The following is a 22,429-nucleotide window of genomic DNA, read 5'->3' on the forward strand; positions in this document are numbered from 1 at the left end:
TTAGGTACATTAAAGAGACTGATATGCGCTTTAGAAAACCGACCGTTGAGCCACTTGAAATCAATCTTACGCCGATGATTGATTGCTTATTATTTTTAATCGTATTTTTACTTCTAGCGACCTCGTTTAATCACTTTAGCCGCTTAAATATCATTCTTCCCGAAGCTGAGGGCGTGGCACTGACAGAAGAGAAAAATAGTATTGAAGTGGCCGTGCAAGAAGATGGTAGTTATTTGGTCAATGGCATTACGCTTGCCAGTAGCAACGAGGCTGAATTAACCAGCATGCTACAACAAGAGGCGGGTAGTAATCGCGATATGCTATTTGTGATTGCTGCCGATGCAAATGCCACGCATCAATCCGTGGTACGGGTCATGGATATCGCTGGTAAATTGGGTTTTTTAAATCTAAATATCAGTACGGTTGTGCCACTTGGTCAGCCTTTACCGCAATCATCACCAAAATAACTTTACGGTATTTGATAAGGTAGTAAAGCTTATTAAGCATTGCTACCATTACTCTAACAGCCTTTAATGTTTTATCTTATAAATAATCGCCATTGCTGTGCACCTTTTATTCATTTCTTATTTATACCTAAATTGAGGCTTTTATGAGCCAAGCTAATCAACCTGACTCTAAAAAAACTTCTGCTAACAAGCTATCAGCAGCACCATCAAATACGCCTAAGCATAAGACCTTATTACGTCTGTTAAGCTACCTTAAACCATATTGGTGGGCGCTATTACTGATGGTTATCGGCTTTGCAATTAATGCGGCAACAGAGATTTGGATTGCTAAATTATTGCAATATATCACTGATGCCATTAATCAAAATGATCAAAGTAAGCAAGATTTATTTCCGTTTATTATTGTCTTGTTGTTTTTCGTCCGTGGTGTAGGGAGCTTTTTAGGTAACTACTATACGGCGTTAGTCTCGCGCAATCTTGTGTATGAGCTACGTGTGCAAGTATTTAATAAGCTACTGCGTTTGCCAAGCTCGTTTTATTTAGCAAATCCAGCAGGGACGATTTCGTCCAAGCTGATTTTTGATGTCGAGCAGGTGACGGCAGCTAGTACCGATTCGATGAAGACCTTATTACGCGATGGCTTGACTGTGGTAGCTTTGATAGGATTTTTGCTTTATAGCAACTGGCGTTTGACCTTGATTTTATTTGTCGTGCTGCCACCGATTTTATGGCTGATACGGGTAGCTTCAAAACGCTATTTAAAGCTTTCAAAGGGTATTCAAGAAACCATGGGCGATGTCAGTCATATCACCAATGAAGTGATTAATGGCTATCAAGTGGTTAAGAATTATGGTGGACAAGCTTACGAGGCTAAACGCTTTGATACCACGTCGAAGAAAAACCTGCGCCAAGGGATGAAGGTCGTTGTGACCAATAGCATCAATACTCCAGCCGTACAGCTATTAATGGCAATAGCCATGGCGGTAGTGGTGTGGCTCGCGCTGCGCCCTGCGGTGATAGATAATATTTCAGCAGGTGAGTTTATTTCTTACATTGCTGCAGCGGGGCTATTAAGTAAGCCTGTGCGTTCATTGACTGATGTCAATCAACAGTTGCAAAGAGGGCTCGCGGCCGGCGAGTCAATATTTACCTTATTGGATGAGCCAGAAGAAGAAGACACTGGAATACTTAATCCAATCTTAGCAGGTGAAATCAAACTGGATAATGTCAGCTTGGTTTATCCTGATTCAACTGTGGCGCTACGTGACTTTACTTTAGACGTGCATGCAGGCGAGACGGTGGCATTGGTTGGGCGTAGCGGGGCTGGTAAATCATCCTTAGTCAACTTGCTTACTCGTACCTTAGACACTTCTTCTGGGCAAATTATCCTTGATGGCATGCCAATTGAAGATATTAAGCTTGAGAGCTTGCGTGCCCAGATTGCGATGGTCAATCAGCAAGTGGTGCTGTTTAATACCACGGTGTTTAATAATATTGCCTATGGCAGTCTGGCGGATAAAACCCAAGCTGAGGTTGAGCAGGCCGCAAAAGACGCTTTTGCTCATGATTTTATTATGAAAATGCCAAATGGCTATCAAAGTGAGATAGGCGCTGAGGGTTTGCAGCTGTCTGGGGGTCAACGCCAACGTATCTCTATTGCTCGAGCACTATTAAAAGATGCGCCGATTTTGATTTTAGATGAAGCCACCAGCGCTCTGGATAATGAGTCAGAATATTATATTCAAAAAGCGCTGGATAATGTCATGAAAGACCGCACGACACTGGTGATTGCGCATCGTTTAACAACGATTGAGGCGGCTGATCGCATTGCTGTGTTAGATGGTGGTCATATTGTTGAGCTTGGTACACATGAAGAGTTGATGCAATTGCACGGTCATTATGCGCAAATGTATGCGCGCGATTTTGAGTAAATGTGCTCAATAAACGTGTTGAATAAGCGCTCATTCATAGTTTTCTTAGAATAAAAATCGCTGAATAAATAGGATAAATGTCACACCATCATGAGTATTGAAACCACAATGACGCGTGCATGGCAACGTCAGGCCGCTTGGCTCTGGCTACTGCTGCCTGTTAGTTGGTTGTATGGATTCGTCACGTTACTACGCCGTCAGGCTTATAAAATAGGTCTGTTTGCAAGTTATCGTCCGCCTATTCCGGTAATGGTTATTGGTAATATTACGGTAGGTGGCAGCGGTAAGACGCCGTTAATTATTGAATTGGTTACTCGCTTGCAAAAGCAAGGCATAAAGGTAGGTATCATCAGTCGCGGTTATGGCGGTGATAGCAGTCAGATGCCAGCTTTGGTTCATACAGGCAGTTTACCGAGCATCGTAGGTGATGAGCCCTCTTTAATCGTCAATATGACAGGCGCTGCTATGGCAGTATGCCCCAATCGTAAGCAAGCGATTACGACTTTACTAGAGGCTTATCCCGATTTACAACTGATTATTGCTGATGATGGCTTGCAGCATTATGCGCTGCAACGTGATATCGAATGGATTGTAATTGATGCATCGCGCGGCTTTGGCAGTCAACAGCTGCTACCAACCGGTTTTTTACGTGAGCCCATGTCACGCTTAAAAGGCGCAAATGTGGTTTACCATGAAAAAGCCGATAGGACGACCATGGATAATAATCAAGCTCAATCTAAGCGTTTAACCATGCATCTACAAGCTGATAAGTTACAGCTTTTGTGGTCTTCTGCTGTTGAGATAGATGATTTAATTGTCACAGCAAAAGTGCCTATGTTACCTATGCCAAACAGTCGGATACATGCGGTAAGCGGTATCGGCTATCCACAGCGTTTTTTTGATACTTTAGCATCACTCGGTTTCGATGTCATTGGTCATCCTTATCCGGATCATTATGATTTTAGCTTAGATGAGCTTTTACAGTATACCGAGCAGCCTATTATTGTGACCAGTAAAGACGCGGTTAAAATCAAGGCGTTGCTAATAGATACGACTAGCCGCCAACCACTTAGCGAGGAGTATCAAGAGCTTGCTAACAGGTTATGGGTATTGCCAGTGACTGCGGTGTTATCGGACAGTTGTTATGAGAGCTTACAGCAGCAATTAAAAGCTTTAAATATTGATATCAATAATGGCTAGAAGTCTAAAAGATTAGATAATTTTTATAGGAATAAATCATGTCGTCAGTCTTAGCCTCAGATGAAACTATACCAACAGCAGCAACAACTGAAGTAACGCTGGCCAAAACTCATATTGTTATTCCTGCACGCTTTAAAAGTACCCGTCTGCCCGGCAAGCCATTATTAACTATCCATGGTAAGCCGATGATACTTTGGGTGGCTGAAAAGGCGAAGTTGGCTGATTTTGCGGATGATATGTGTATTGCGACGGATGATGAAGCAATTGCCAAAGTTTGTATAGAGGCAGGCTTTGATGTGGTGATGACGAGTAGCACGCATGCGTCAGGAACTGACCGTTTGGCTGAGGTTGCGGCTATTAAAGGCTGGGCTGAGCATGATATCGTGGTCAATATGCAAGGTGATGAACCCTTGGTACCGGCGTTATTATTAGAGCAAGTCAAAGCATTGTTGGTGCAAGATGCAGATAGCGTGATGGCGACTTTATGTGAACCTATCGAAGATTATGAGACATTTATGCGTCCATCGGTCGTTAAAGTCGTCAGTCAGACGTCTAACGATTTACAGCGCGCGCTGTATTTTAGTCGTGCGCCAATCCCTTTTGATCGTGATGTGGTTTTGGCAAATGACATAGATACACAGCGACAACCACCAAAAACTGCTTATCGCCACTTAGGGTTATACGCCTACCGCGTCAGCTTACTACAGCAGTTTGTACACTGGCCGCAAACGCCACTCGAAACACTGGAAAGCCTAGAGCAATTGCGGGTATTAGAAAACGGTGGCCATATTGCTATTGCTCCAGCAGCCTGTCATCTACCAGCAGGCGTCGATAACCAAGAAGATTTGGATCGTCTCAATGCCATGAGCTTAGTGGATTTTCAAAACTGCTGATATAGATAATTAATAATAGCCTAAGTAAAAAAACCAATATTTTTGATTAAAATAATTGGTTTATTTGGTCTTTAAAGGTTTTAAGCGTATCAACAGATTGAACGTATTGAAATTATTAAAGGTGTTGAGCGTGTTAAAGGTAGTGAACGCATTAAAAGCATTGAGCGATGACCATGAGGGAGATAACTGAAATGACCAGCACAGTGCCTTTGAGCGATAATATCTATTTTGCACCGTTACTACCGTGGCAAAATGAGTTATGGTCACAGCTGACGCAGCGTGTGTTGGCGCCGCAGCAATCTTTGCCTCATGCGCTGTTAGCTGCTGGTATGCAAGGGATGGGTAAGCGTGCTTTTGTCTGGCGATTGGTGGCATGGTTGTTATGCCGTGAGCGCGATAGCCATCCACTCGGCGCTTGCGGGGTTTGCGAGAGCTGTCAATGGCTTAGATCAGGGACGCATCCAAGCTTACAAGTCTTACCAATGATTAGTATGCCAGTCAGCGCCGATAATGCTCATGCTAAAGAAGCAGCAACTAGCACCGCCAAAGACAAAAAATCTGCCAAAGCTGCTAGTAACGCTGCGTTAAAAATAAAGGTCGATGATATTCGTGCCTTGCAGCCTTTTATTTATCAAGGCGGGCAGGGAATGCGTATTTGCGTGCTAGATTATGCAGAGCAAATGACTATTGCTGCTGCTAATGCGCTGCTTAAAACCTTGGAAGAGCCGCAAGCGCAAGTGCATTTATTCTTAATCAGTGATACTCCGGCGCAGTTACTGCCAACCATTAAGAGCCGCGTCCAGCAGCTAGCATTACAGACTATTGACTCTGCCGTTTCAGTTAATTATGTTACTAAGGCTTTAGGCAGTACGGTTAACGGTGAGGCGGTCAGTACGGCTGCTATTGAGCAGCTCATACAATTGGCAAATGGCGCACCTTTAGCAGCGGTGGCCCTTGCACAAGCGCCTTGGTATGGTAAGCGCGCGCTATGGCTGACAACGTGGCAAGCGTTACGTAGCGGTAAACGCAGTAGCATTGCAGCAAGCGATTATTGGCAAACCCAGCTGAGTATAAGCGAGTTTATTCAACTGTCGGAGCTAATGCTGGTCGATATGCGCCGCGTATGTTTGGGTCTCGATGCGCTGCAAAAGGACGTTGATTTATCCGCCTCTTTAAGCAATTATAAACCTGCTGAAAGTAGCTTTGAGGCGTTTATAAACAGTCTGCAACAGACAAAAATCGCCCTACAACAAAATGTGCAAGAAAAATTCGCTTATGATAAGCTGATGCAAGAATTGGCGTATTTATAAATTAAATTAAAATAAAGTAAACCTCACTCATAAAGGAAGCTGACTATGGCAATGCCAGGACGTGGCGGGATTTTAACCTGTCATATTGAAGATATGGAAACGTTATACGCAAGCTATTTATCCTTTGTGACCAATGGCGCGTTGTTTGTGCCGTCTGATAGAATACAAAAACTGGGCGATGAGGTTTTTATTGCCGTGACTTTGCCCAATTCTAGCGAACGCTTGCCTATGAATGGTAAGGTGGTTTGGATTAACTCTAAAAGCCAAAGCGGTCGTCCAGCAGGTTTTGCGGTGCAGATAGGTACAGATATCGCTGGGCTAAGAATTAAAAATGAGGTCGAGCGTTTATTGGCCGGTAAGATTGATAGTTTACAGTCGACTTATACCATGTAGTGTTCCTACAGAGCAGCAATCGTATTCGTTATGATTATTATAAATACTAGCGAAATAATATAAAAAAAGCAGCCTTATAAATATATAAGGCTGCTTTTTCATGCGTCATATTTTATTAAATAATACGTGCATAAATTTGTTTATTTAATAACGTGGTGGCACATACATATCATCAGGAATCGGCTCGCGGTAGTATTCGTCATCGCGCTTGCGTTCAGGCAGCTCGACCTCATCACGCGGTACTTCTTGATAAGGGATTTGCTCAAGTAAATGGGCAATACAGTTTAGCCGTGCGCGTTTTTTATTATTGCCTTCGACCACCCACCACGGCGCTTCAGGAATATGCGTGCGCTCAAACATGGTTTCTTTGGCCTTGGTATAATCCTCCCAGCGGCGGCGTGATTGCAAATCCATCGCCGACAGTTTCCACTGTTTAAGTGGATCATGAATCCGGCTCATAAAACGTGAATGTTGCTCATCATCGGTAATCGAAAACCAATACTTGACCAAGCGAATACCTGAACGTACCAGCATGCGCTCAAATTCAGGTACCGATTGGAAAAACTCTTCGTACTGGGCATCGGTACAAAATCCCATGACGCGCTCGACGCCCACACGGTTATACCAGCTGCGATCAAATAAGACAATTTCACCAGCAGCAGGTAGATGCGCCACATAGCGCTGGAAATACCATTGCGATTGTTCACGTTCTGTTGGAGCCGGTAGGGCTGCCACTCGGCAGACACGTGGGTTTAAGCGCTGAGTAATACGCTTAATAGCGCCGCCTTTACCAGCAGAATCACGCCCTTCAAATATCACGACAATACGCTCACCATATTCAACCACCCAATCTTGCAGCTTAATAAGCTCTCGTTGCAGTCGCAATAACTCTTGAAAATAGGTACGGCGATCAAGCTTTTCTTGCTCACTCATCTCGCGCCCATCAAAACGAAAGTCGCGCACGTAATCGTCTATCTCATTTTCAAGCTCTTCATCATAGCTATCTATCAAGTCTTGATGCATTTTTCGGCGCAGCTCATCGCCAAACACCTCTTTATCCATTCGGGTAATGAAGCTGCCTTGTTCAAGCGCTGATAGCTCACGCCGCTTGGTCGTGGTTAAGGTTTGCTGATCAATCGACGAGGGATCCTTGCTCATAGTAAGCTCCTAATACCTATTTTTATGACAGCTCTTTATATGACAAATTTTTATATGACAAATTTTTATATGAATGCCCTTTATACAGCTATTTTAACATATCTAATGATGCAGCTATGAGTGAGCAGTGTTTGCTTGTTGCATTCGTTTTATAACACTTTTATTTAGACAAAAAAACACCCTTTAATCTATTGATTAAAGGGTGTTTTAAAAGCTTAATGTTATTGACTGTCTAAGGACATCTTAGAGTAATTATTTCTCTAAGATGCAAGTTACACCTTGACCACCAGCGGCGCAGATAGAGATAAGCGCGCGACCTGAACCTTTTTGGTCTAACAGTTTTGCAGCAGTGGCTAGGATACGACCACCGGTTGCAGCAAATGGGTGACCGGCGGCAAGTGATGAACCATTAACGTTTAGCTTGCTACGATCGATAGAACCTAATGGCGCATCAAGACCTAGACGCTCTGAACAGAAATTCTCATCTTCCCAAGCCGCAAGGGTTGATAGTACTTGCGAAGCAAACGCTTCATGAATCTCATAAAAGTCAAAGTCTTGCAAGGTCAGACCAGCACGCTCAAGCATACGCGGTACTGCATAAGCTGGCGCCATCAATAAGCCTTCTTTATCGCCAGATTTACCGATGAAGTCAACAGCAGCGGTTTCTTGATGAACGATATAAGCCAATGGCTTAAGACCATTTGCTGCAGCCCACTCCTCAGTACCTAATAGTACACAAGAAGCACCATCCGTTAGCGGTGTAGAGTTAGCCGCTGTCATGGTTGGGTTGGCGTTCTTTTTGCCAAATACAGGCTTTAATTTAGCTAATTTCTCTAAAGTAGTATCTGGGCGCAAGTTATTGTCGCGCGTCAGACCTTTATACGGGGTAATTAGGTCATCAAAGAAACCTTCATCATAAGCGCGCGCTAGGTTTTGATGGCTAGTAAAAGCAAGCTCATCTTGTGCTTCACGACTGATGTTCCACTCAAGTGTGGTAATCGCTTGATGGTCGCCCATTGATAAACCAGTACGTGGCTCGCCATTTTGCGGGGTATCAAGTAAGTCTTTTGGATTTAGACCCATTAGCGCTTTTAGACGTTGTTTGTTGTCTTTAGCAGCGCCCAATTTAATCAACACTTTACGTAAGCCATCGCCAACTGCGATAGGCGCGTCAGAAGTCGTATCAACACCGCCAGTAATGGCCGAATCGATAATACCAAGAGCAATTTTATTGGCAGCAGCAAACGTTGCTTGTAAGCCAGTACCACAAGCTTGTGAGATATCATAGGTTGGGGTATGTGGGTTCAATGCTGTACTTAATGTCGCTTCACGAGTTAAGTTGATATCACGGCTAAGCTTCATAACCGCACCAGCAACGACTTCACCGACTTTTTTATCTTGTAAGTTAAAGCGTTCAACCAAACCATCTAACGCTGCGGTTAGCATGTCGGTGTTGCTGACATCTGCGTATGTACCGTTTGAGCGAGCAAAAGGAATACGGTTGCCACCTAAGATAGCCACGCGATGTTGCCCTGAGCTAAGCTTGGTTGGGCTGGCTTTTTTAGCAGTAGTGTTGGTTTTGTTAGCGCTAGCCGTGTCTGCTTTTTTATCAGCTTCTTTCGCTTTGTTGTCGTCTTTAGCAGCGGTACTTTTATTGTCTTTGGTAGCACTGTCTTTTTTAGAGCTGTCTTTCTTAGAGCTGTCAGTTTTTACATCAGCAGCTTTGGTATCGCTGGCTTTTGTTTCATTAGCTTTAGTGTCATTGGCTTTGCTGTCAGCGTTTTTAGTGTCCGCTTTTTTCGACTCAGTCGCTTTTGAATTTGCTACTGTATCAAACACGTTTGGCTGCTTAGCATCTTTAGTCGCTGACTCTTTCGCAGCAATTTCGGTATTTTTTGTATCGCTAGCCTTTACAACAGTGCTTTCAACAACAGGGCTATCAGGGTGATTGTTTTTATTACTCATAATATTATCCTTAAAAAGTATGGGTAGAAGTAAAAAGGTAAAAACATAATAATTAAAAGAAAAACACAGTAAACAGTTCTTAATAAAGGAGCGTAAAACGTTTCAGGAAAATAAATACAGCTATTATCTAAAATGCAGTGGCTCATAATAAGGCGTTTTTTAGCACCTTACTGTATGTCTTTAGCAAAGGATGTGACGCTAATTTTAAGCTATCGCAAGGGTTAATAACGTTTCACGCCAGTCAACAGCAGGCAATTGGACTGGCTAGTATTGATTATTTGCATTGCATAACAGGCTGTTTGATAATATATTGTTATCTATAAATGCGTTTGCCATAACTTATACGTTAGATTTTAGCATAAGTTGGGCGTTTTGAACGCTAGAAAAAGTTGCCATCTTGTATACTGGCTTGTCTACAGATTGTTATAGACATTAGTGGCTTTTGGACTTGTTTTGCATGAAAGTGTATAGTTGATGCAGTTTTAAGCCCACTTACTAAATAATAATAATTTTTATCAATGCTAATGCGGGTGAGTCTTTATAATAGGCGCATCGTATTTTTGTTTACTATTATCTGCCCGCCCATTTTTATTTTACTCGTTAATTATAGGATTATATTATGTCAGACCGTTATGGTGATTTTGTTCAGTCTTCTATTGGTAAAAAAGTAGCAAAAAACTTAGGCTTACCTATGCCAGTAGATTTAGATCGTTTTGATAGTGGTCAGCCTGCGGTACGTGGTAGCGTATTGGTTGGTCGCGCTAATGGTGACAATACAGCGATCAGCGAGTCAGTATCTCGTATCTTGTCAGAATTACACGCTGACGTGTTTGTAAATAGCAGTGATAATGTGAAAGATGCGCTGTCTGATGCTGGCGTTAAAGCCAAGGCCAATACAGGCGGCGATGATAAATTTAAAGTTTTATTATTTGATGCCAGTAATATCAGTAACGCAGATGAGCTAAAGCAAGTGTATGAATTTTTTCATGCCGTTGCGCGCCGCGTAGAGAAATCAGGTCGCGTTATTGTCATCGGTCGTCCACCAGAAGACCTCACGGATATTGAAGCAGCATTGGCTCAGCGCGCGCTTGAAGGCTTTGTGAAGTCGGTCGGCAAAGAGTTTAAGCGTGGTATCACGGCCCAGCTTATTTATGTTGCCGAAGGCGCTGAGAAAAACCTAGATTCAACATTACGCTTTTTCACTTCAGCACGTTCAGCCTATGTCTCAGGACAAGTGGTACGTGTTAGCAACGGCGATAACGTTGACGTTGATTGGGCACAGCCTTTGGGCGGCAAAACCATGCTGGTTACAGGCGCAAGTCGCGGTATTGGTGAAGCAATTGCCCGTGTCTTGGCACGCGAGGGCGCTCATGTTATTTGTCTTGATGTACCACAGCAGCAAGCTGACTTACAAAAAGTTGCGAGCGAAATCAGTGGTTCGGTTTTAACCGTCGACATAACTAGTGAAGATGCGGGCAAAGAAATTGCCGAAGCCGCGCAAAAACGTGGTGGTCTAGATTCAGTGATTCATAATGCTGGTATCACGCGTGACAAAACGCTCGCCAATATGGATGAGCAAAAATGGGATATGGTCATCAATATTAACTTGGGCAGTATTGCCAAGCTAAACCGCTACTTGCTTGATAATGATGTGCTAAAAGAAAATGCGCGTATTGTTTGCGTCTCATCAATCTCAGGTATCGCTGGTAACTTAGGTCAAAGTAACTATGCGACTTCTAAAGCTGGTGTCATTGGTTTAGTCAATGCGACCGCTAAACAATTAGAAGACAATGCGAAAGGTATGACGATTAACGCTGTCGCCCCAGGATTTATCGAAACCCAAATGACAGAAGCGATTCCATTTGCCATTCGTGAAGCCGGTCGCCGTATGAACTCAATGAGCCAAGGCGGCTTGCCAGTAGACGTGGCTGAAACCATTGCATGGTTTGCTTCACCAGCATCTGGTGGTCTAAATGGCAACATTGTACGTGTTTGTGGTCAAAGCTTATTGGGTGCTTAGTAGATATACTGCAGGCAAAATTGTAGTTAATAAAATAGATGATTATCTCAATTAAGCCTGCACTAAGTATATGATAATCAGTAAGGTTTTAGATTTACCTCACATATGCTTACGAAAAAATTGCTGATAAATTGTAATAAAGCTGCCCTAGGGTGGCTTTTTTATGATAAAAACACAGTAATAATAACTTGCCCGGTTTGTTAGATGGTTTTTCACGTTGGTGGTGGGTTATTACTATAATGATAAATAGCTGTATTGGGTAAAGGGAGTGACCCTCTTTGTTGGGCGAAATTACCTTTTAATCAAAACCTATATTAATCAAAGTAAGTATCAGTCAAAGCACTTACTAATAAACGAATGCATCGCATTTTACATCTAGCCAGAAAATTTGCTCAAGCCCCACTTAGGATTTATTATGTCAGACAAACATTATGATGCGTTGCCAAAAGCGCATACCACTTATGCTAATATCGTCAAAAGTTTATTGCCTATTGGTAATAGCGGTAAAATCAGTCGCGATCAATTACCACAAGCGACCTATTACGTAGATGACTTGCACATCGATCAAAACAATCTTGATGACTACCGTAAGATTTGTGGTTTCGCTGATAATGGCAAAGTGCCTGCGACGTATTTTTCGGTCTTATCACAGACGTTGCAGATGAATATGATGGTCAAAGAGCCGTTCCCATTTGCCATGCTAGGTCTGGTACACGTGGATAATAGCGTGACTCAGTACCGTCCTATCGGTGAGCGTGAAACGGTTGCCATGGCAGTGAAGTTTGATAACTTGCGCGACCATGTTCAAGGTCAGCAGTTTGATTTTGTCACCACGGTGAAATCAAACGATGAAGTTATTTGGGAAGGGACGTCTACTTATTTATCACGCGGCAAAAAATCCAGCAGCAAAGATAAAAAAAGCACGCCGCGCCCAGTAACGGTTAAACCTACAGTCAATGAAGATGGTGTACATAGTATCTTTGAAGTGCCAGAAGATATCGGTCGTCGTTATGCGTTTGTTTCAGGTGACTTTAACCTAATCCATTTACATCCGCTCTCAGCACGCGCGTTTGGTTTCCCTAAAGCCATTGCTCATGGTATGTGGTCAAAGGCTAAATGTTTGGCTTTGATGGATGAGCTACCAGATGCTTATACGGTTGAGGTATCATTTAAGCTGCCTATCTTCTTACCAGCTGAAGTAGAGCTGATTGCAGAACCAGTTGCGCAGCTCAAAAACGCAGAAGACAGCTGTGAGTTTGGCTTATATAGCGCTAAGAATTATAAGCCGCATCTTGCAGGTGTGATTACATTGCAAGCTGATAATAAGTAGTATAGGCCATATTTTTTAACATTCATATTTCACGAACACATCACTAATTATGACTTTACATGAAAATGCGATAAGCGCAGCTGAGCCTGATAGTTCAGCTGTGATAGACCAAAGCGCTGCCAATGAGCAAAGCGATGTTAACGAACAAAATGCTGCAAGTGCTATAGATAACGGTATCAATTTAGCAAGTATCTTTGAGCCTTATTTTCGTCCTGATGAAAATACCATTGTCTGCGGTGCCCTCGATGAAGCAAAAGTAGCTGCTTTGGCGGCCGCTGGCGTTGAGTTGGTGCTTAACCTGCAACCTGATGACGAGCTAAGTTTTGATGAACGAGCGGCGGTCGAGGGCGCTGGCATGGCTTACGAGCAGCTACCTATTAGCGGTGCGAATGATTTAAAACAGCTAAAGATATTGGCATTTGATAATATCCTACGTCAGCATCATGGCAAAAAAATCGTCATGCATTGTGGCTCTGGTAATCGGGCAGGTGCGGCAATCGCGCTGCGTGCCGGCTGGCTACGTGGGCGTAAAATGGATACCGCTTTGGAGCGCGGGCGTAGTCATGGTTTGACGAAGCTTGAAGAAGAGGTTCATAATCGTTTATTAGTGCCGCGTTAAGCTATCGTCGATTTAATTTACACTGATGAGTATGACTCAACAAAAAGGCGACCAATCGGTTGCCTTTTTATTGAGTAAATTTTATCAGCATGTGGTTTTTAAGTGTACGAACGGTTTTTTATAACTCAGATTAAAAATAAAACGAGTAAATAATGATAAAAAATAATGCGCAAGCAAATAATAATAACGTCCATCAAGCAAGTGAACTGAATCAATCAATTGCATCTATTAACCCTGAACTTCAACAACGATTACAACAACTGCTAACGGACTTACAGCTTGATGATGCCCCAGCTGGCGGCGCATTGGTGGTTTATCAGGAGGGACAATGCATTGCCCAAGCCAGTGTGGGAATGGCACGCGCGGATTTATCATGGGGTGCTGATACTTTATCGCTTAATTTTTCCACGGGTAAGGGTATATTAGCGACTTTGGTACACGTATTGGTGTCGCAGCAATTACTCAATTATGACCGACCGATTGCTGAGTACTGGCCAGCTTTTGCCGCGCAGGGAAAAGAGCAGATTACTTTACGTAGCGTGATGTCGCATCAGGCCAATTTGTTTTCGATTCAGAGTATCGATGTCGATCATGAAGCTGTGCTCGATTGGAATATGATGCTAGAGAAAGTTGCCGCCATGCCGATAACGTCGCCAGAAGAGAGCGATTTATATGATAGCGCTTATAGTGCATTGGTTTATGGTTGGGTCTTGGGTGGCGTGATAACAGCCGTTACCGATATGTCGTTAGCTGAGGCACTGCGCAATTATTTGACCGAGCCTCTAGGGATTGCAGATAGCTGTTATTTTGGTATACCAGAAAACAAGGTAAACGATGTTGCGCATCTGGTTAAGTATTTTGAGACAGCAGAGCAGATAGCAGAGCAAGAAGGCGATTTAGCAACAAACCAAGAAAGCAGTCAACAAGGCAGCCCAAAAAAATCGCAACCGCATCCTCGCCGCAGCAAGCCAGTATTAAGGGCAGACTCTGCCAACACCTTGCACACTTATACCAGTCTACCAAGCTATGTTTGTTGGCAAAAAAAAGCGCTAACCAATCAAAAAAGCACAAATGGCAGCACAAACGAAAGCACAAAGTTAGATGAGCTACCAAGTCTAGATACGGCAAAAATTAATCGCTTATACTTTAATAATAGTCAGCTCAATCTAAAAAACTATAAATCCGCCCTTATATTAGCCAATAAACAGCCTATTGATTATTATGATAAACGGACGTTACAAGCCATTATTCCTGCTGCCAATGGCGTGGCCTCAGCGCAAGCATTAGCGACTATTTATGCCATGCTGGCTAATGGTGGTAAATGGCGGGGGCAGACACTGATTGATGAGAAAACATTCAATGAGCTATCAACCCCGCAATTTATCGGAATGGATGCAGTGATGCCTGCAAAAATGAATTGGCGTTTGGGCTATCATCGCAGGTTTAGTCTTTGTGACAGCGAAGGTAGCAATGATAGGGCGCAAGGCTTTGGTCATATGGGCTATAACGGCTCGGTTGCTTGGTGTGATCCTGCGCGGCAACTGTCATTTGCCTTTATCCATAACTTTGATGTAACGATGCTCAATGACATCCGTCAGTTTGCGCTAACGGAAGCGGTATTGGATTTGGTGGATGCTGACAGATAAGTTTGATTAGCATCATGAGCAATTGATACTAGTGCGACTTATTAGGCGTCATTTTAAGCAGCCTTGTCGCACTTAAACCATGGATAAAGATTGAGGTTAAAATCACAATGGAGCACACTATCCAAAGTTTAAGGGCATCTTCATTATTAAAAAATCCTTGATTGAGCGCATAAGATAAATAATATAAGGTGCCAATACCGCGAATACCGAGGGCAGAAATAGCGTATTTTTCGGTACGTGGAAGATTCAATCCTGATAAAGCTATAAAGCCGCCAATAGGACGAATCATTAATAAAAAGGTAAAGCTGACGATATAGACGCGCCACGTCAGCTCAACTCCAGCTTGCAAGCCTTGACCTAAGAACATGCCAAAGATAACAAGCACTAAGGACATCAGCAAACCTTCTGATTGTTCAGCAAAATCGTGCAACTTATGATGATAGCTGTGTTCACGCTCTGAGCGCCGAAAGGCAAAGGCGGCGACAAACACCGCAATAAACCCATAGCTATGCACGTATTCTGCCAGTCCATAGGCGAGCAATGTGATGGCAATCACCACATATCCTTGAGAAATAGTGGTGTTGTGACTGTATTTTGAAAAGACCAGCTTTGCCAAAACTTTACCAACCACAATGCCAACCACCAAGCCTGCGCCAATTTTCCACAGTACATCATGGGTAAACCAAGACCACAGCATCTCACCCGTGAACTGTTGTCCTTCGTTATAAGCTTCCGCTATCTTAATCGCAAGATAAACAAAAGGAAATGCGAGACCATCATTCAACCCCGCTTCTGAGGTTAGAGTAAAGCGCGGTGCATCTTCGCCGCCAGTGTTAGGCGGACCAACCTGAATGCTAGAGGCCAGTACAGGGTCTGTAGGGGCAAGTACAGCACCGAGCAAGATGGCAGCGCCTAACGTCAAACCAAAAGCATAATATCCTAAGACGGCCATTGCAAAAATACCAATCGGCATGGTAATAAGCAGTAATCGGACGGTCGGTCGCCATAATCGCCATGACAGCTCAGTGTCAATCTTGATACCTGCACCAACTAGCGACACTAATACAACAATCTCGGTCAGTTTTTCGATAATAAGACCATTATCCATCGGGTTTAAAAAAGATAAACTCGTCCACCAATAACCCATCAGTAAACCAAAACTCACTTGCAACATGGGTAATGAGATGGGCGTGCGTTTAAAGATAATAGGAAACAGCGCCCCAAATAAAAAGGCGATGCCGCAGACCAATAAGAATACATTGTAGTTTTCAATCATAAGTTTGCTACACGCTGTTTTATTGGGTTTAGAGGTTTGATATTAGGTGGTGTTTATTAGCCTTTAATAATGGAGATAAATGCTTTTTAATACCGCAAAAAAACGTTATCAGAATGGCGGCTACGTTGTTTTTTGGTGAAAAAAAGCCTGCATAGCGCAGGCTTTGGATAATTCCATAAGATTATTGCTTTAGGAATCTACTTTTACAGACTTATAAGCAAAGTTTTTGGCTTAACGCTCAACTTGGCTAACATCACGGACAGCACCAGTATCGGCACTGGTCGTCATAGCCGCATAAGCTCGTAGAGCAGGAGAAACGTGACGCTCACGGTTAACTGGTTTCCAAGCATCGCGACCACGTGCTTCCATGGCTTCGCGACGTGCTACCAAATCTGCATCACTGACTTGCATATTGATAGTGCGATTTGGGATATCAATATGGATAGTATCGCCTTCTTCAACTAGACCGATAGCACCGCCTTCAGCAGCTTCTGGGCTGGCATGACCAATAGACAAGCCTGAAGTACCACCAGAGAAACGACCATCAGTTAATAGCGCACACTCTTTACCCAAGCCTTTTGACTTTAGGTAAGTAGTTGGATAGAGCATTTCTTGCATGCCAGGGCCACCCTTTGGACCCTCATAGCGAATGATGACCACATCACCAGCGACGATATTGTCAGCCAATACAGCAGCTACAGCATCATCTTGCGACTCAAAAATACGCGCGCGTCCAGTGAAGACTAAAATGCTGTCATCAACACCAGCGGTTTTGACCACGCAGCCACGTTCTGCGATATTGCCGTATAGTACCGCTAAGCCGCCATCGGTTGAATAGGCATGCTGGGCACTACGGATACAGCCTGACTCACGGTTGACGTCAAGGTTCGGCCATTCTTTAGACTGCGAGAACGCCTCAGTAGTACGTACGCCACCAGGAGCGGCGATAAATCGTGCACGTGCTTCAAGATTATCAGGATTCATGATGTCCCATTTATCGATGGCTTCTTTCATCGTGGCACTATGAATGGTTGGTAAATCTGTGTGCAGCAAACCCGCACGATCAAGCTCGGCCAATAGCGCAAAGACACCACCAGCACGATGCACATCTTCCATATGGTATTTTTGTGAAGCGGGAGCGACTTTTGCCAGACAAGGCACACCGCGACTTAGACGGTCGATATCATGCATTTTAAAGTCGACCTCGGCTTCATTAGCAGCAGCAAGCAGATGCAAAATAGTATTGGTCGAGCCGCCCATAGCGATATCTAGAGTCATGGCATTTTCAAAGGCCGCTTTAGTAGCGATTGAACGTGGCAATACCGAATCATCATCTTGCTCATAGCGGCGCTTGGCCAACGACACAATCGTACGACCCGCTTCTAAGAACAACTCACGACGTAGCGAGTGCGTTGCTAGTAGTGAACCGTTACCGGGTAATGCCAAACCTAGGGCTTCAGTCAAGCAATTCATAGAGTTAGCAGTAAACATACCAGAGCACGAACCACAAGTCGGACACGCTGAGCTTTCAATAGCTAAGACGTCTTCATCACTGATGCTGTCATCAGCGGCATCCATCATCGCATCGACCAAATCAAGCTTACGAATCGCATTGCCTTTACTGTCAGTGGTATGGACGTCGCTACCGCCATCGTTATTGTGGCTATGAGCTACGGTGCTGGCAATCACTTTACCTGCTTCCATCGGGCCGCCTGAAATAAATACCACGGGAATATTAAGGCGCATTGCGGCCATTAGCATACCAGGGGTGATTTTATCGCAGTTAGAAATACACACTAGGGCATCGGCGCAATGCGCATTGACCATATATTCAACCGAATCTGCAATCAGGTCACGACTCGGTAATGAATACAACATGCCGCTATGACCCATGGCAATACCGTCATCGACCGCAATGGTATTAAACTCTTTTGCCACGCCGCCCGCTTTTTCAATCTCACGCGCCACCATTTGCCCCAAGTCTTTTAGATGCACATGACCCGGTACAAACTGCGTAAAGGAGTTGGCAATCGCAATAATTGGTTTGCCAAAGTCGCCATCAGTCATGCCGGTTGCGCGCCATAGGGCACGAGCACCTGCCATATTACGACCGCCAGTAGAAGTTTTTGAGCGATAATCCATGTGATATTCCTTACAAATGAGCGAGATTTATGAACGTGTGCAGCATCCGCTGTCATACTGATAGTGTGCTTTTTATGCAATGTGAGTACTAGTGAATAATACTAAGGCGTTACCATACCATTAGATATGGATAACTGAAAATAATTAACCGATAATGATAAAGACTTGAGGGTCAATATTTAGGCAATACGTTCTAAGATAGCGGTCTCAAACCAAGGTAAGTCGGCTTTATCGGCTTCAAGTTTAGCGATAACGACCAAGGCGTGAGTCGCTGGCAAGAACTGATAGTCAGAGCTGGCATCAATAGTCAGTATTTGCTCATTATTTTCAGCTTGCTCGTCAATACTGATTAACGCAGGTTTGGCGTTTTTATAAAGGACGTCAATACGACCAAAAAACTGCCACTCTTTAAAGGCGGCAGTAAGCGCATCCGCTTCATTTTTGGTATAGATTTGCTGGGTGTCTTTGCCCGTATTGGTCCAATGCAGACGTACAGCCAATTGCAGCGCTTCACTGAACACTACCAATGAGCCAATGACTTTGACATGCCAAGGGCTGGTTATCAGCGCTTTATCGATACCTATCAGTGCGGCAGCCTCATCAGCCGTCATCGGAGTATTAAATTGCGCAAGTAATGACGGTGTTAATGGATAAGTCTGTTTAATACTGTCATCTAAACTGTCGTAATGATATAAAAAGGGCAGCGGCATATCTTGCGTAATGATTTTTTTGCTGATTTTGCAATTATGAATACGCCAGCTGATAGCCTTATCGGTCAATGCCTCAGCTAAAATAATGGCATTTGGGTCAAAGGTTTGCGTCCAATTTTGCGCAGCAGTATCTGCTACCTGATCTTCAAAGCCAACTTGCTCTGTTGCATCCGCTATAGAACCAGACGGCAACGTTGTAGCGTAGGATTCTGAATAAACGGGTTGTGAATAAGTGGTGTTATTATCTGCTGATTGGGTTGGCAAGGCGGTCAAATCCATAAACGTAGGGTGATTGGAATAGAAGGTTAATATAACATTTTAAGCGCACGGCTCGCCAATAAATTAATTGTGTCACGTGTAGATTGCTTTATGGTTGAACTGAGACTGCAATTTGAATTTGAATTGGAATGTTAATTTAACAGCCACTTGTACTCAGCTTATATTTCGTCCACTATATTTGCTGAGCTATTTACCGTTTAATATTGATAACCAATTGATGATAACTAATTACTAATAAACGATTAAGGAATGAAATAATGAGTCAAGATAACCAAACTAAATACGACGCTAGCAACATTTTTGCAAAAATGCTTAACGGTGATATTCCTTATCATAAGGTTTTCGAGGACGATAAAACACTGGCCTTTATGGATATCATGCCGCAAGCAAAGGGTCATGTATTAGTGATTCCTAAGCAGAAAGCGGTTGATTTAGTAGATTTGGAGCCAGAGTATGCCGCCGCTGTATTGATGACTGCCAAAAAAGTCATGCAAGCGCAGCGTCAAGTATTCGAGCGTGAAGGCATTATTCAAATGCAGTTAAATGGCTCGCAAGCAGGTCAAACTGTCTTTCATTACCACGTGCACCTGATTCCATCGAGTATCCATGAGCTTGGTCGTCATGCCGTCACGCAAGCAGATCATGGTGAGCTTGCTGAAATGGCAAAACAGTTGGCCGAGGTTATTAATGCTTAGTTTTCTAAGTTAACTATTAATAATGAGAGCATTGATAAAAAGGCAGCTAACAAGTTGCCTTTTTTATTGCTTAGTAATAGTCATGTAACAAACGTTAAAATAGTGTTACGAGTGCTAGGTTGCTTTGGGAATTAAGGAAAAATTATGCTAAAAGTTGTTTTCGTCTTAGCAATTATACTTATTTGCACTTTTAAATGTATTAAGGTTAAACGAAATATTGTTATATGAGCTGCTTATAGATGGATTTCTGATAGAAAATGCATTTTGTCCGATTCCACAAAACTTAGTATTAAAAACGATACCAACAAAATAATCCGCACAGAAACAATAGTATAAGAATCAGACTATGAAGCATAAAAAATTTCGCTCCACTATTTTGATGCCGGTATTCATACCGACAGCTATCGTTATGATTTTATTGGTCATAGGCGCTTCTGTGAATCCAACAGCGGCCAGTAATCTATTCGGTGAAGTGCTGAGCTTTACCACGGCCACATTCGGCTGGTTTTATATGTTAGCAACCGCGTTATTTTTGATGTTTATTGTGGTGTTGGCGTTCTCACCCTATGGTTCTATCAAACTAGGACCTGACCATGGTGAGGCGCAGTATAATTTTATTGAATGGTTTGCGATGTTGTTTTCAGCAGGGTACGGGATTGCTTTGCTGTTTTATGGGGTAGCTGAGCCGGTCACGCATTTTGCCACGCCGCCGCTATCAGAGCCACAAACCGTGGCTGCAGCAAAAGAAGCCATGCAGATTGCTTACTTCCATTGGGGTTTTCATATTTGGGCAATCAATGGCGTAGTAGCCTTGACGCTGGCCTATTTTGCTTTCCGTCATGGTCTGCCATTGTCGATGCGCTCAACCTTATATCCTATAATAGGCGATAAGATTTATGGTCCTATTGGCCATGCGGTTGATGTATTTGCCATTTTGGGTACTTTATTTGGTTTGGCCACCAGTCTTGGTATTTCAGTGTCGCAGATAAATACCGGTTTGAATTACCTAGTACCAAGCATCCCAGTCAATACAACCGTCCAAGTGATTGCAATTGTCTTGATTACGGGGCTGGCTTTGATATCGGTGCTGGCTGGGATGGATAAAGGGGTTAAACGCTTATCTATCTTAAATATGATACTGGCAACGGCGCTGATGCTGTTTGTATTTGCGGTAGGACCGACGATATTTATTCTAAACGCCTTTATGGAAAATACTGGTAGTTATTTGGGTAATATTGTCGAGCGTACCTTTAGTTTACAGGCGTATCAGCAAAGCGACTGGATTACCAGTTGGACACTATTTATTTTTGCTTGGACCATTTCTTGGTCGCCTTTTGTCGGTATATTTATTGCCAAAATCAGCCGTGGTCGTACCATTCGCGAGTTTATCGTTGGCGTTATGCTAGTGCCTACCATCTTTACGTTCTTTTGGTTTGCGGTATTTGGTGATACAGCATTGCATATGATTATGATTCAAGGCTATGATTCGCTTATTACCGAAGTGCAGAACAACCAAGCAATTGCGTTGTTTAAATTGCTTGAGAATTTACCTTTTACCCAAGTGGTCTCTGTACTTGCCGTCGTGCTTATTATTACCTTTTTTATCACCTCGTCTGACTCAGGCTCGCTCGTGATTGACTCGTTAGCAGCAGGCGGGCGTAGTGACACACCCGCGTGGCAGCGCACGTTTTGGGTATTGATACTTGGCGTTGTTGCCTCTGTACTTCTGCTTGCAGGCGGGTTACAAGCGTTGCAAACAGCAGCCATTGTCAGTGCATTACCCTTTACTATTATTATTTTGATTGCGATGTACGGGATGTGGCGCGCGCTGCGTATCGAAGGTCATCGCAATCAAAGCTTGGCCAATGATAATCATTTGCCGCCGCATCTGTTGAAACTAGATGCATGGCGTGACCGTATTGATTATATGACCCAGCAGCCAACGCGTGAAAAAGTACTAAATTATATTAAAGGTACGATTTTATCGTCGATGAATGAAGTTGCAGAGAAGTTTGCCGAAACGGGTTGGTTACCTGAAGTAAATTATGACGAAGTCAATGATCGCGTGGTATTTGAGCTAAGGGGCGGCGATAACGTCGAATTCTGGTACGAGGTGCGCTTATCAGAGCATGAAGCGCCTGATTATTATACGGAAGATATGGCGAATAAACTGCCGCAAGAGCATCATTATCGGGCGGAAGTTTATCTGCGCCGTGGCGGGCAAACCTATGACTTATATGGCTATCAGCCAGAGTCGGTGATTAACGATATCATTGATCAGTTTGAGAAATATTTGCACTTTATTAATATATCGCCTGATATTTTGCCGTGGCGTATGCAAGTACATGATAATGATATTACCTTGGAGCGTGGCAGTGTCTTTGATAAGTAGTGT

At 43.4% G+C, this 22,429-nt stretch carries 17 protein-coding genes; 12 read left to right on the forward strand and 5 right to left on the reverse strand.

All coding sequences use genetic code 11. The features are described 5' to 3' along the window. Positions 1–23 precede the first annotated feature (23 nt). The 6 genes from JMX13_RS09310 (at position 24) to JMX13_RS09335 (ending at position 6,194) form a co-directional block, all read left to right on the forward strand. Positions 24–467: an ExbD/TolR family protein gene (locus JMX13_RS09310; RefSeq protein WP_201612234.1), complete on the forward strand. Its 444-nt coding sequence runs from the start codon at positions 24–26 to the stop codon at positions 465–467. A 143-nt stretch (positions 468–610) separates the two neighbouring features. Further along, entirely contained in the window at positions 611–2,398 is a 1,788-nt protein-coding gene (msbA, locus tag JMX13_RS09315) for a lipid A export permease/ATP-binding protein MsbA (RefSeq protein ID WP_227686278.1), read from the forward strand. A 90-nt stretch (positions 2,399–2,488) separates the two neighbouring features. Beyond that, positions 2,489–3,598 carry a tetraacyldisaccharide 4'-kinase gene (lpxK, locus tag JMX13_RS09320; protein ID WP_201612235.1) on the forward strand — a complete coding sequence of 370 codons (1,110 nt, stop codon included), beginning with the start codon at positions 2,489–2,491 and terminating at the stop codon, positions 3,596–3,598. A gap of 98 nt (positions 3,599–3,696) precedes the next feature. Beyond that, a complete protein-coding gene (kdsB, locus tag JMX13_RS09325) occupies positions 3,697–4,491 on the forward strand; it encodes a 3-deoxy-manno-octulosonate cytidylyltransferase (RefSeq protein ID WP_227686280.1) in 795 nt (264 codons plus the stop codon). A gap of 191 nt (positions 4,492–4,682) precedes the next feature. Then, positions 4,683–5,801, forward strand: coding sequence for a DNA polymerase III subunit delta' (locus JMX13_RS09330; protein WP_413786314.1), 1,119 nt, complete (start codon positions 4,683–4,685; stop codon positions 5,799–5,801). Positions 5,802–5,846: 45 nt separating this feature from the next. Further along, entirely contained in the window at positions 5,847–6,194 is a 348-nt protein-coding gene (locus JMX13_RS09335; RefSeq protein ID WP_183617741.1) for a PilZ domain-containing protein, read from the forward strand. Positions 6,195–6,338: 144 nt separating this feature from the next. Here the strand turns inward: JMX13_RS09335 and ppk2 are convergent, their stop codons facing one another. Both ppk2 and JMX13_RS09345 read right to left on the reverse strand, forming a co-directional pair. After that, positions 6,339–7,352 (reverse strand): polyphosphate kinase 2, encoded by a 1,014-nt coding sequence (ppk2, locus tag JMX13_RS09340; protein ID WP_265088408.1) that lies wholly within the window; start codon positions 7,350–7,352, stop codon positions 6,339–6,341. A gap of 252 nt (positions 7,353–7,604) precedes the next feature. Beyond that, a complete protein-coding gene (locus JMX13_RS09345; protein ID WP_201612238.1) occupies positions 7,605–9,317 on the reverse strand; it encodes an acetyl-CoA C-acetyltransferase in 1,713 nt (570 codons plus the stop codon). Between the two features lie 619 nt (positions 9,318–9,936). Here JMX13_RS09345 and JMX13_RS09350 point away from each other — a divergent pair. The 4 genes from JMX13_RS09350 to JMX13_RS09365 all read left to right on the forward strand — a co-directional run bounded on the left by JMX13_RS09350 (position 9,937) and on the right by JMX13_RS09365 (position 14,932). After that, complete coding sequence (locus JMX13_RS09350) at positions 9,937–11,337, forward strand: 3-oxoacyl-ACP reductase (RefSeq protein WP_201612239.1); 1,401 nt, start codon at positions 9,937–9,939, stop codon at positions 11,335–11,337. Positions 11,338–11,752: 415 nt separating this feature from the next. Further along, complete coding sequence (locus JMX13_RS09355) at positions 11,753–12,667, forward strand: MaoC family dehydratase (protein WP_201612240.1); 915 nt, start codon at positions 11,753–11,755, stop codon at positions 12,665–12,667. Positions 12,668–12,716: 49 nt separating this feature from the next. Then, on the forward strand, positions 12,717–13,286 hold the full coding sequence (locus JMX13_RS09360; RefSeq protein ID WP_201612241.1) for a beta-lactamase hydrolase domain-containing protein: 570 nt from the start codon (positions 12,717–12,719) through the stop codon (positions 13,284–13,286). A gap of 152 nt (positions 13,287–13,438) precedes the next feature. Next, on the forward strand, positions 13,439–14,932 hold the full coding sequence (locus JMX13_RS09365) for a serine hydrolase domain-containing protein (protein WP_201612242.1): 1,494 nt from the start codon (positions 13,439–13,441) through the stop codon (positions 14,930–14,932). 28 nt (positions 14,933–14,960) lie between these two features. Here JMX13_RS09365 and JMX13_RS09370 read toward each other — a convergent pair whose 3' ends face one another. From JMX13_RS09370 to JMX13_RS09380, 3 genes are all read right to left on the reverse strand, one after another. Continuing rightward, positions 14,961–16,208: a cation:proton antiporter gene (locus JMX13_RS09370; protein ID WP_201612243.1), complete on the reverse strand. Its 1,248-nt coding sequence runs from the start codon at positions 16,206–16,208 to the stop codon at positions 14,961–14,963. Positions 16,209–16,439: 231 nt separating this feature from the next. Further along, positions 16,440–18,350 (reverse strand): dihydroxy-acid dehydratase, encoded by a 1,911-nt coding sequence (ilvD, locus tag JMX13_RS09375; RefSeq protein ID WP_201612244.1) that lies wholly within the window; start codon positions 18,348–18,350, stop codon positions 16,440–16,442. 179 nt (positions 18,351–18,529) lie between these two features. After that, entirely contained in the window at positions 18,530–19,339 is an 810-nt protein-coding gene (locus tag JMX13_RS09380; protein WP_201612245.1) for a hypothetical protein, read from the reverse strand. A 257-nt stretch (positions 19,340–19,596) separates the two neighbouring features. On the opposite strand from JMX13_RS09380, the gene JMX13_RS09385 reads away from it, so the two are divergent. Both JMX13_RS09385 and JMX13_RS09390 read left to right on the forward strand, forming a co-directional pair. Beyond that, positions 19,597–20,034, forward strand: coding sequence for an HIT family protein (locus JMX13_RS09385; RefSeq protein WP_201612246.1), 438 nt, complete (start codon positions 19,597–19,599; stop codon positions 20,032–20,034). Between the two features lie 346 nt (positions 20,035–20,380). Continuing rightward, on the forward strand, positions 20,381–22,426 hold the full coding sequence (locus JMX13_RS09390; RefSeq protein WP_201612247.1) for a BCCT family transporter: 2,046 nt from the start codon (positions 20,381–20,383) through the stop codon (positions 22,424–22,426). Positions 22,427–22,429: the final 3 nt, after the last annotated feature.

It is taken from the genome of Psychrobacter immobilis (genome assembly GCF_904846285.1).
GTDB lineage: Bacteria > Pseudomonadota > Gammaproteobacteria > Pseudomonadales > Moraxellaceae > Psychrobacter > Psychrobacter immobilis_D.